We start from the raw sequence: 11,082 nt of genomic DNA, 5'->3' as shown, positions 1-11,082 counted from the left end.
TGGGCGGCGCGTCGTGGAGGGGGCTTATAATGGCCCCATCCAGGGCCGTCAACAGCTTTATTTGGAAAAAATGCGATGGCCCGCAAAGTCGTTTGGCAAGGCCCAGAAACGCTTAAGGCCGCCGGTGTGAACCGGCGGCCTTAAGAGCGTTACTTGCGGATGGTGCCCAGAAGAAGACTCGAACTTCCACGCCTTGCGGCACAGGTACCTGAAACCTGCGCGTCTACCAATTCCGCCATCTGGGCGTCTCCGACCCGCGCTTTCCATCGTTGCCGGTGGGCGGCGCGTCGTGGAGGGGGCTTATAATGGCCCCATCCAGGGCCGTCAACAGATGTTTTTCACCTTATGCCGACTTTTTTGGACCGGCAGCCGGGTTATATCGGTGAGATGGACCGACAGGGAGGGGAAGATCATGGATGCAACCACGCGTGTGGTGGTGTTCGGCGGCGGCGGTTTCATCGGCCGCCATATCGTGGCGCGGCTGGCCCGGCGCGGCGCCCGCATCATCGTGCCCTCGCGCCATCCGGCCAATCTGGCTGATCTGAAGACGGCGGGTGAGGTCGGGCAGATCACTCCCATCGCGGCCGATATCCATGATGATGCCTCTGTGGCGGTCGCCGTGACCGGGGCCGATATTGTCATCAACCTGATCGGCATCCTGGCCCCTGGCCGGGGCAATGGATTCGAGGCCGTCCAGCACCGGGCCGCCGGTCGCATCGCCGCCGCTGCCCGCGCGGCGGGGGCCCGTCAGTTCGTGCAGATGTCGGCGATCGGCGCCGATGGGGCTTCGCCTTCCGATTATGCGCGCAGCAAGGCGGAGGGGGAGGCGGCGGTGCGCGCGGCCTTTCCCGATACCGTGGTCCTGCGCCCCTCCATCGTGTTCGGACCGGGCGACGGGTTTTTCCACCGGTTCGGGCAGATGGCCCGGCTGCTGCCCCTGCTGCCCCTGATCGGCGGCGGCCATACGCGGTTTCAGCCCGTCTATGTCGGTGATGTGGCCGATGCCGTGCTGGCCGTGCTGGACAGGCCGGAAGCTGCCGGGCGGACCTTTGAACTGGGGGGCCCGCGCAGCTACAGCTTCCGCGAGCTGCTGGATTATATCCGCCGACAGGTCGGGGTGTCCCACCGCTGCCTGATGCCCATCCCGTTCCCGCTGGCCATGATCCAGGCCGCCTTCATGGAACTGCTGCCGGGCAAGCCGCTGACCCGTGACCAGGTGCGGCTGCTGCGCCGAGACAATGTCGTATCGGGCGCCCTGCCGGGCCTGTCGGACCTGGGCATCACGCCCAAGGCCGTGGAACTGGTGGTACCCACCTATCTGCGATAGTTTTATTTCCCTCACCGGCCTGCAATCCGTCAAAACGGATTGGCTGGGGGGGAGGTCCCGGAAAATGCGCGGCGTGCAGACCGATTTCCATTGATTGGGGGAGGGGGCGTCCCAATATAAGCACCGTGTACCTCTCACCTGTCGAGGATACTTCGATGGTAAACGGACCCTATAATCCGTATGCGGCGTCCAGCCGGGCCATGGATCAGGCGTCGTTCGACGCCGGTCTGCGCGCCCACATGCTGCGCGTCTACAACTATATGTGCTTGGCGTTGGCAATAACCGGTGGCGTCGCCTTCCTTGGCGCCCAAAGCGAAACGTTTGTGGCGATGATCTTCGGCACGCAGCTGAAGTGGGTCGTCATGCTGGCTCCGCTTGCCTTCATGTTCTTCGGCTTCCGGCCGGATCGCATGTCGGCTTCGGCGCTGCGCACCAGTCTGATCGTCTTCAGCGGGCTGATGGGCCTGTCGATGATGGCGATCTTCCTGGTCTATACGGGCGCCAGCATCGCCCGCGTCTTCTTCATCACCTCGGCGATGTTCGCCGGCACCAGCCTGTACGGCTACACGACAAAGGCGGACCTGTCGAAATTCGGCGGCTTCCTGGTCATGGGCCTGATCGGCATCATCATCGCCGGTCTGGTGAACATCTTCATGGCGTCCAGCGCCTTGCAGTTCGCCATCTCGGTGATCGGTGTGGTGATCTTCACGGGCCTGACCGCCTGGGACACCCAGAATATCAAGGAGAGCTATGCCTCCTCCTGGGGTGATGAGGCGAACAGCCGTCTGGCCGTCATGGGCGCGCTGTCGCTGTATCTGAACTTCATCAACCTGTTCCAGATGCTGCTGTCCCTGATGGGCCAACGCGACGAATAAGGTTGATCAGATCCCCTTCGGGTGATGTTGCGACGCCCGGCACGGCCCCCCGTGCCGGGCGTTCGCGCTTTTGGATGGCTGACAGGGGGACGGCATATCGCGTAGCGTCGCGGCACCCTGTGGAACCGGAGTGCCGCCCAGCATGGCATCGTCAGAGAACGCCGATACGCCCCAAGCCCTGATCGATGGCCTGCGCCGCGATCTGGCGTCCGGCCTGGACGAACCGCTGTATGAAGGGGAGGTGTGGGTCCGGTGTGAGCGGGCGGTGGACCTGCTGATGGGGCTGCGGATGCAGGGGCTGCTGGACGAGGGCCCGGTGCGGGCCCTGCTTGACGCCCTGCAGCCACCTGCGGATGCACGACAGCGCACCATCGGCCATCTGCTGCGCGCCATGCTGCTGCGCGAAGCGGGCGCCACGACGGCCGCCCTGTGGAATGTCGTGGAGGATATGGCGGCCCCGCAGCCCCGCCATACGCTGGAACAGGCCGACTATATCCTGCGCGCCATTGTCTATGGGGTGTGGAGCAATCGGCTGCCCGTGGCCGATAGCGACGACCATGACCGGGCCCAGCGCGCCCTGTGGCGGGCGCTGGTCGACCGGTACCGGCCCGTCCTGGCCGGCCGCGCGCCCGTGCCCGCCGGTGACCGGCAGCGCGATCTGGTCGTGCTGCTGACGGGGCAGTTCATGCAGGGCATGCATCAGCCCTCGCTCGACATGCTGGATTTCGCCCGCACCCTGATCGTGCGATTCGGCCGGCGGGTGGCCCTGATCAATACGGCCGACGGGCCGGTTTCGGCGCATTTCCCCTTCCTGGGGCGGTTCAGCAGCGCCAGCGATCCGACCCTCTACAATGCCAGCCAGCTGGTGTCGGACCGGCTGCCCATCCCGTTCCTGCACCTGCCGGTCGGGTTCACCGCGCCGGAGATGGCCGCGGGCATCGTGGACGAGATCCTGGCGCTGAAGCCGGATCTGGTCCTGTCCTTTGGCACCATGAGCCCGGTGGCCGACCTGTGCCGGGGGCTGCTGGATGTGGTGTCCATTCCGTTCGGCACCTATCTGCCCATGGCCCAGCCCACCTGGGTGGCGCTGCCACGGCCGCTGACGGCGGGGGATGAGGAGGGGCTGGCTGCAAGCGGTCTGGACCGCGACCGGGTCATCCCCATCGCCTACACCTACGCCCCGCCGGTCACGGGGGCGCCGAAGACACGGGCCGCGCTGGCCGTGCCCGACGATGCCATCGCCGTCGCCATCATCGGGCTGCGCCTGGGCCAGGAGGTGACGCCCGCCTTCGCCGCCACCCTGGATGATCTGGTCCGGCGGGAACCGCGGCTGTTCTTCCTGTTCATCGGGCCCATGGACAATCATGCCGATCTGGTCGCCACCCTGCCCGATCTGGCCCGCCGGTCGACGGCGCATGGCTATGATATCGACGTGGTGTCGGTGCTGGCCGCCTGCGACCTTTATCTGAACCCGCCGCGCGGCGGGGGCGGAGCGTCCGCCGCCTATGCTTTGTCGCGGGGCGTGCCGGCCTACAGCCTGGCAGCGGGCGATGTGGGCACGGTGGTAGGGCCGGGCTTCCATCTGCCGGCGCTGGCCGATTTCGCGACCCATGCCAGCCGCTTTGCCGACGACGCGGCGGAGCGGGAGCGGCTGCGCGAAGCGGCGCGGCGGCGGTTCGATGAAATCTCCTCCCGCAAGGAAATGCTGCGTCAGATCCTGGACGGGGTCAAAGCGATGCGCGCGAAAGGATGACGGGTGTCTGGTCGGGCCAGCAGCGGGCATTTTCCGCCAGCGCATCGGCCCGGTCATCGGGATGTTCGGTATCGCCGGGAATGAACACGGCCCGGCCACGGCTGCCCGTGTTCAGTTCCAGGGTCAGGCGGTGGCCGGCATCCTGGTCACGGTCCATGATGGTGAAGCAGCCGCCCTGGGCCGCCAGCGCGCGGACAGCGGCGGCCGTCGCGGGGGTCACCCCGAGCACGACATAGGACAATTCTGCTGCGTTCACGCCAAGGCTCCGTGCATCACCCGGCGCCGACGCCGGGCGATGACGCCATAGCGCGGCGCCAGCAGGATGGAAAGGGCCAGGATCAATCCGGCCAGTACAGCGATGGACCCGGCCGCGTTTACGGCACCACCCAGGCCCAGCAGGCCGGGCCCGAAGGCGCCCGCCGCATAGCCGCCAGCGCCAGTGATGGCGCCGATCAGCACGGACAGGCTGACCTGCGTGCCCATGCGGTCGGTCAGCAGCCGGGCCGTGGCGGCGGGGCAGATCAGCATGGCGATGACCAGGATTGATCCCACCGCCTCGAACGCGGCGATGGCGGCCAGCGCCGCCAGGGCCACGATGGCATGCTGGACCAGTCCGCTATGCAGGCCCAGCGTGTCGGCCATGGCGGCATCGAAGCTGACCAGGGTGAATTCCTTGAAGAAGATCAGGATCAGGGCCAGACACAGGGCAAAGACCACGGCCAGTTGCACCACCTGTCGCGGCAGGGTCAGCCAGATGCCGGGATCGGCCAGATCGGCCCAGCCCGTGGGCGTCAGCCACAGGATGGCCTCTAACTGTCCGTACAGCACGCAATCCGCATCCAGGTCCACCTGCCGCGCCGGGCCCTGTTCGATCAGCACGACACCCAGGGCGAACAGGCCGGTGAAGACCACGCCCATGGCCGCCCCGGCTTCCACCCTGCCCAACCGGCGGACCAGTTCGATAAGGCCGCCCGCGACCAGGGCGGCGGTCAGGGCGCCGGCCAGCATGGGGAATGTGTCGCGTGTACCGGCCACCAGGAAGCCGGCGACGATGCCCGGCAGTACGGCATGGCTGATGGCATCACCCATCAGGCTTTGCCGGCGCAGGACCAGGAAATTGCCGACCAGGGCACAGGCCATGCAGGCAAACAAGGCGGCCAGCAGGGCCGGGAAATCGACGGACAGGAAGGTGGCGGCATCAAAGCTCACGGCAGCACCCCGCCCGACAGCAGGGTCCGGCGCAGGCGCGCCCGCTTCAGGCTGCGGCCCAGCAGCCCGCGGGCCGGGGCGACGATCAGGCTGACCAGAAAGAAGGTCGTGGCGACCAGCACGATGACAGCACCGGCCGGCAGGTCGGCGAAGCGGGAGGAGAGCAGGGCGCCGATACCCCCCGACAGGCCGCCGACCAGCCCGGCAATCAGCAGCATGCGGGCCAGATCATCGGTCCAGAACCGGGCCGTGGCGGCGGGCGTGATCAGCAGCGCGATGATCAGCACCAGCCCCACCGTCTGCAACCCCACCACGGTCACCAGCGTGACCAGGGCCATCAGCGCCAGATCGATGCGGCCCGTGGGCCAGCCGGCGGCACGCGCGAAGCCTTCATCGAAGGCCAGCAGGCGGAATTCCTTGAAGAAGATCCAGACCATCAGGGCGGCCAGCAGGGCCAGCCCACCCAGTCCCAGCGCTTCTTCCTGATGCATGGCGGCGGTCTGGCCGAAGATGAAGCCCTTCAGCCCGGCGGCATTGGCGGCGGGCAGTTCCTGCACCACCGACAGCAGCACCACGCCCGTGCCGAAGAATACCGACAGCACGGCGCCGATGGCCGCATCCTCCGTCAACCGGGTCCAGCGCGTGATGAACTGGATACAGGCCACAGCCAGGGCACCGCTGGCGGCAGCCCCGGTCAGCAGCAGCGGCAGGGACCGCCCCTCCACCCCCAGCGCCATGCCGGCCAGGAAGGCGGCGACGATGCCGGGCAGGGTGGCATGGGAGAGCGCGTCGGACACCAGGGCGCGGCGACGCAGCACCATGAAACAGCCGACCATGCCGGCCGCCAGACCCAGGGCCGTGGCCCCGCCCAGCACGACCAGGGTATTGTGCCCCATCCCGTCCATCAGCGCGGGCCCAGCAGCAGACCGCTGGCCCGCTGACCATAGGCCAGACGCAGGTTATCTTCCGTCAGCGCTTCGCGCACCGGGCCGGCGGCGACCAGCCCGCCATTCAGCATCAGCACATGGTCGAAGGTCTCTGCCACCGTCTGCAGATCGTGATGCACGCAGATGACGGTGCGCCCCTCTGCGTCCAGATCGCGCAGCACGGCCAGGATGGTCTGTTCCGTGGCGGCATCCACGCCGGCCAGCGGTTCATCCATGAAATAAAGCCGCGCCTCCTGCGCCAGGGCGCGGGCCAGGAACACGCGCTGCTGCTGTCCGCCCGACAATTGTCCGATTTGGCGATGGGCGAAATCGGCCATGCCGACCCGGTCCAGGGCGGCCAGGGCGGCGGCGCGATGCTTGCCCGTGATCCGCCGTCCCCAGCCGATCAGGCCGTAACGGCCCATGGTGACGACGTCCAGCGCACTGACAGGGAAATCCCAATCGACCGACTCGCGCTGCGGCACATAGCCGATCAGGGCGCGCTGCCGCTTCAGCGGACGGCCATAGACCTCGATACTGCCGGTGAGCGCCGGGACCAGACCCAGCACGGCCTTCAGAAAGGTGGATTTGCCGGCCCCGTTGGGCCCGACCACGGCGACCAGCCCCTGGGCGGGGGCGGTCCAGGTCACATCGCGCAGGACCAGCCGCTGATGATAGGCGACCGACAGGCCGCTGACGGACAGGGCCCCCACGCCAGCATCGGCGTCGGGGATGAAATTATCACTGAGCAGGCGTTGCAGCATGTTGGTTCCCCTCAGCGTAACGCGGCCAGCCGGCCCTGGAACCCGCCCGGCGGCACGGTCCCGCCCAGGGCATGGGCAATGGTGGAGACATTATGGTCGATCATGCCGACATAGGTACCTTCATAACTGCCGGCCGGCCCCATGGCATCGGAATAAAGGGCGCCGCCGATCATGACCTTGTGCCCGCGCGCCGCCGCCCCCTGGATCAACGCCTGGATATTGCGATCGGATACGGAGGTTTCGATGAAAACGGCTGGAATCTTCCGGTCGACCAGGGTGGCGACCATGGACTCGATGCGCTGCAACCCGGCTTCCGACTCCGTGCTGATGCCCTGGATGCCCACCACTTCCAGCCCATAGGCGCGGCCCAGATAGGAGAAGGCGTCGTGCGCGGTGACCAGGACGCGGCCCTTTTCCGGGACGGAGCCCAGCACCTGCCCGGCATAGGCCGCCAGTTTCTCATAGTCCGCCGCCGCCTTTTCCGCCCGCACGCGGTAGGTGTCGGCGTTTGCGGGGTAAAGGGTGACCAGCCGGTCGCGCACACCCAGCAGGGCCAGCCGCCACAGGCCCGGGTCCATCCAGACATGCGGATCGGGATGGGCGTCGGCACCTTGCGGGTGGATCAGCCTGTCATGGGGCAGGGCCGATGCCGCCTCATGCACCGGCTTGCCGGACCGGGTCAGCCGATCCAGCATTTCCCCCATCTTGCCTTCCAGGAACAGGCCGCTATGAAACACGGCGTCGGCTTTCATCAGCGCCACCGTGTCGTCGCGGGTCAGCTTGTAGCTGTGCGGGTCGATGCCTTCGCCCATGATGCTGCTGATGCTGGCCGTATCGCCGGTCACGGCGCGCAGCAGTTCCGCCACCTGTCCCGTGGTCGCCAGCAGCGTGGGGCGACCCTCCCCCGCCTGCACGGCGGCGGTGGTCAGCAGCAGCCCCGACCCCGCCAGGGACAGGAAGTGGCGACGGGAAAGGGCGAAGGGGCGGGACAGCACGGACATGTTGCTTTCTGGAACGATTCCAAACAGACTCCCCTGGCATATAGAAGGGCCGACGCCCGTGCCAAGGGAAAATCCGGTGATAGTTCTATCGCAACATCATCGCCGGGGCACGGTGGGAATCACGTTCGGATGCGTCATCAGCGCCAGAAATGGCAGGTCGGAGGGGCGGTTGCCGTAACCGTGCGTCTCCTCGAACGGGCCCAGCTCTGCCAGAAGGGCCGAAACCCGCCGCGCCTTTTCCGCCCGCACGCAATTGCCGCCGCGCATGCGCCCGGTCAGCACCCCGCCCTGCACCTCCATCTCCGTCGCCAGCAGCCGATGCACAGGCAGGTCGCGCAGCAGCACATTCATGTAGATGGACAGGGCCCCCGTGGCGACGACGATGGTGTCGCCGGCTTCGGCATGGGAACGCAGGGCCGACAGGACGGGCCCGTGCCAGCGCGGCCAGTCGCGCATATGTTCCGCCGCCGCTTCGGCCCGGACCAGGGGCACGCCCGCCAGCGCCCGGTACAGCATCCCGGCCTTGATGCGGGTGCGCAGGTCATCGTCGGGATTGATCCCGGCCCGCATCATCCCGGACCGCACGGCGCGGGCGAAGATGATGCCGGCATGGACCCGCCCGGCGACCCGGCCCAGATAGGGCAGCAGGCTGTCGCCCCCCACCAGGGTTCCGTCGAAATCGAAGATGGCGATGCGGCGTGTCATGGTGGGCGCATAAAACAGGGGTGGGGCTTCCCGCTCAAGATGTTTCCCGCTATGTGAGCTTTCTCGGGGTCTCCGGTGATCGGTGCCGATCACCGGACCTCAATCGCCGGCGCCCGGGTGGGGGCGGGATTGGAAGAGGAGAAGGGTCGCCATGGCACGCGAACGCATCATCATCGATACCGATCCCGGACAGGACGACGCGGTGGCCATGATGCTGGCCTTCGCCTCGCCAGAGGAGATCGAGGTGCTGGGCGTTACTGCCGTGGCCGGCAACGCGCCCCTGGCCCATACCGAACGGAATGCCCGCAAGATCTGTGAATTGTCGGGCCGGCCGGATGTGAAGGTCTTTGCCGGGTGCGACCGGCCGCTGTTCCTGGACCTGCATACCGCGCCGGAGGTGCATGGCGATACAGGCCTGGACGGCCCCCATCTGGCGGCGCCGACCATGCCCTTGCAGGAACAGCATGCCGTTGATTTCATCATCGAGACCCTGCGGACGGAGCCGGCGGGCACGGTGACCCTGTGCCCCCTGGGCCCCCTGACCAACATCGCCACGGCCCTGACCCGCGCACCCGACATTGCGGCGCGCATCCGGCGCATCGTGCTGATGGGGGGTGCGCAGTATGAGGGCGGCAACAGCAGCCCCGTGGCCGAATTCAACATCTTCGTCGATCCGCACGCGGCCCAGATCGTGCTGAAATCCGGCGTCGATATCGTCATGTTCCCCATGGATGTGACGCATCAGGTGCTGACGGCGCAGCGGCAGATGGACCGGGTGCGCGCCCTGCCGGACCCGATTGGCCGTGTCACCTATGAGATGCTGGATTTCTATCGTCAGTATGACGAGGCCAAGTACGGCACCGATGGCGGCCCGCTGCATGACCCGTGCGTCATCGCCTGGCTGATCCGGCCCGACCTGTTCCAGGGCAAACAGGTGAATGTGGAGGTGGAGACGGCGTCCGCCTTGACCATAGGCCAGACCGTGGTCGACCGTTGGTGCATCACCAATCGGCCGCGCAATGTGCATTACATGCTGAAGGCCGATGCGGACGGCTTCTTCGACCTGCTGATCGAGCGGCTGGGCCGGTTGGCATAGGGCCGTTCCCTCAAATGCCGGGCGCCGACATCCGTTGGCTTGGCTTACGCGCACATGGGTGCGCGGGCTGGCGGTCGCCAACCTCCAATCTGTCAAAGGTCAACCCTTTGTCAGATTGGTGTTATACTAGGTTGCGGTGAGTGGAACTCACCGCAACCTGGTTGGCGCGGTACGAGCGCCCGCGCGCCCATGCGCGCGTGAGCCAAGCCGCCGGATGGCGGCGCCCGGCGCATGAGGGCTGTATGGATCAGGACCGTAGGTTCTGATCCATACAAATAGGTGTTAACCCGCACTCTCCACCAATCCCGGCGGCAGGGTGCAGTCGCGTAGCTTCAGGCCCTTCAGCCGGCCCGCATCGATCATCGTGTCAGTGAAATCCACCCATTCGATGGTGGCGTCGTGCAGGCGCACGGGCAGGGTGCCGCCGCCGCGCAGCTGCAGGTCGGTCATGTTGGCCGCCTCCAGCACGGTGTTGCGCAACGTCGCCCCCTCGAACCCGACCCCGCGCAGATCGGTGCCCGCCAGATCGGCATAGGACAGGTTGGCGCCGGCGAAATCGCAGGCCGCCAGCTTGGCATGTGACAGTTGGGCCCCCGACAGGTCGGCCCCGCGGAAGGAGATGGTGGACAGTTCGCGCCCGCGCAGGTCCACCCCCTTCATCTTGCGGCCGGCGAAATCGGCCCGCGTGCCGACCTTGCCCTGGCTGTTCACCCATTCCTCATGGGCCGCGACGATGCGGTCGATCTCTGCCAGGTTGCTCAGATGCTCGGTGAAGGCCGGCAGCCCCTGGAACAGCTTGCGCGTCGTGTCATCCACCGTGAAGGTGGCGTCCTTGATGTCGGCATGCAGGAAATTGGCACCCTGCATCTTGGCGCCCAGCAGCACCACACCCTGCAGGTCGCTTTCGCTGAAATCGGCATTGGACAGGTTGGCATTGCGCATGTTGACGCCACGAAGCCGCACCTTGCGCACCAGGGCATCTTCCAGCGACGCCTCTTCCAGGTTGCAGAAGGACAGGTCGGTGGTGAATTCGCGGCTGACGATCTGGTCGTCCTTCTCTGCCCCCTTGCGATGCAGCGTCAGGTTGCCCATGCGCATGTCGCTGCCATTCAGCTTGGCCTGCGCCAGATCGGATTTGTAAAAGCGGGCACCGCGCAGATTGGCACGGGTGAAATCGCAATGTTTCAGGTTGGCGCCGATGAACAGGCTGTTGGCCAGGTCCGTTTCGCGGAACTTGCAGCCCTCCAGGTCCGTCTGCGACATGTTGCAGGCCAGCAGCGTCGATTGCGACAGGTTGAACCCCTTCAGTCGCGTCCCCTCCAGATTGGCCAAACGCAGCTCCAGCCGCTTGCCACCCTTTCCTTTCAGAAAAAGCGAGTGCATGGCGAGATGCGTCGTCAGGTCTGTCCGTGGTGAACCGGTATCG

The 11,082-nt window shown here is 66.6% G+C and carries 11 protein-coding genes and 1 tRNA gene; 4 read left to right on the top strand and 8 right to left on the bottom strand.

Annotated features, from left to right (window positions below; genetic code table 11):
- Positions 1 to 160: 160 nt before the first annotated feature.
- Positions 161 to 245: transfer RNA gene (locus ACODTW_RS05270), tRNA-Leu, on the bottom strand.
- A gap of 167 nt (positions 246 to 412) precedes the next feature.
- Between ACODTW_RS05270 and ACODTW_RS05265 the strand changes: the two genes are divergently transcribed.
- From ACODTW_RS05265 to ACODTW_RS05255, 3 genes are all read left to right on the top strand, one after another.
- Positions 413 to 1,327 (top strand): complex I NDUFA9 subunit family protein, encoded by a 915-nt coding sequence (locus ACODTW_RS05265; protein WP_488944886.1) that lies wholly within the window; start codon positions 413 to 415, stop codon positions 1,325 to 1,327.
- A gap of 155 nt (positions 1,328 to 1,482) precedes the next feature.
- On the top strand, positions 1,483 to 2,202 hold the full coding sequence (locus tag ACODTW_RS05260; RefSeq protein WP_488944884.1) for a Bax inhibitor-1/YccA family protein: 720 nt from the start codon (positions 1,483 to 1,485) through the stop codon (positions 2,200 to 2,202).
- A 142-nt stretch (positions 2,203 to 2,344) separates the two neighbouring features.
- The gene (locus tag ACODTW_RS05255) at positions 2,345 to 3,955 is read left to right on the top strand and encodes a glycosyltransferase family protein (protein ID WP_488944883.1); all 1,611 of its coding nucleotides are present in this window, start codon (positions 2,345 to 2,347) and stop codon (positions 3,953 to 3,955) included.
- Here ACODTW_RS05255 and ACODTW_RS05250 read toward each other — a convergent pair.
- The 6 genes from ACODTW_RS05250 to ACODTW_RS05225 all read right to left on the bottom strand — a co-directional run bounded on the left by ACODTW_RS05250 (position 3,930) and on the right by ACODTW_RS05225 (position 8,560).
- Positions 3,930 to 4,211 (bottom strand): hypothetical protein, encoded by a 282-nt coding sequence (locus tag ACODTW_RS05250; RefSeq protein ID WP_488944882.1) that lies wholly within the window; start codon positions 4,209 to 4,211, stop codon positions 3,930 to 3,932. The genes ACODTW_RS05255 and ACODTW_RS05250 overlap by 26 nt on opposite strands.
- Entirely contained in the window at positions 4,208 to 5,164 is a 957-nt protein-coding gene (locus tag ACODTW_RS05245) for a metal ABC transporter permease (protein WP_488944881.1), read from the bottom strand. Before ACODTW_RS05245 ends, ACODTW_RS05250 begins: the two co-directional genes overlap by 4 nt.
- Positions 5,161 to 6,069: a metal ABC transporter permease gene (locus ACODTW_RS05240; protein WP_488944880.1), complete on the bottom strand. Its 909-nt coding sequence runs from the start codon at positions 6,067 to 6,069 to the stop codon at positions 5,161 to 5,163. The genes ACODTW_RS05245 and ACODTW_RS05240 overlap by 4 nt, the downstream gene beginning before the upstream one ends.
- Positions 6,069 to 6,854 (bottom strand): metal ABC transporter ATP-binding protein, encoded by a 786-nt coding sequence (locus ACODTW_RS05235; protein ID WP_488944879.1) that lies wholly within the window; start codon positions 6,852 to 6,854, stop codon positions 6,069 to 6,071. The genes ACODTW_RS05240 and ACODTW_RS05235 overlap by 1 nt, the downstream gene beginning before the upstream one ends.
- Before the next feature lie 11 nt (positions 6,855 to 6,865).
- Positions 6,866 to 7,855, bottom strand: a complete 990-nt coding sequence (locus ACODTW_RS05230; RefSeq protein ID WP_488944878.1) for a metal ABC transporter solute-binding protein, Zn/Mn family — start codon at positions 7,853 to 7,855, stop codon at positions 6,866 to 6,868.
- A 96-nt stretch (positions 7,856 to 7,951) separates the two neighbouring features.
- Complete coding sequence (locus tag ACODTW_RS05225; RefSeq protein ID WP_488944877.1) at positions 7,952 to 8,560, bottom strand: HAD-IB family hydrolase; 609 nt, start codon at positions 8,558 to 8,560, stop codon at positions 7,952 to 7,954.
- A gap of 151 nt (positions 8,561 to 8,711) precedes the next feature.
- Between ACODTW_RS05225 and ACODTW_RS05220 the strand changes: the two genes are divergently transcribed.
- Positions 8,712 to 9,656 (top strand): nucleoside hydrolase, encoded by a 945-nt coding sequence (locus ACODTW_RS05220; RefSeq protein WP_488944876.1) that lies wholly within the window; start codon positions 8,712 to 8,714, stop codon positions 9,654 to 9,656.
- Between the two features lie 282 nt (positions 9,657 to 9,938).
- On the opposite strand, the gene ACODTW_RS05215 is transcribed toward ACODTW_RS05220, so the two are convergent.
- Entirely contained in the window at positions 9,939 to 11,039 is a 1,101-nt protein-coding gene (locus ACODTW_RS05215) for a pentapeptide repeat-containing protein (protein ID WP_488944875.1), read from the bottom strand.
- Between the last annotated feature and the right edge of the window lie 43 nt (positions 11,040 to 11,082).

This window comes from Niveispirillum sp. FG148, from assembly GCF_057809655.1.
Note: the sequence above shows the minus strand (reverse complement) of the source record. Positions and strands in the feature narration are given on the sequence as shown.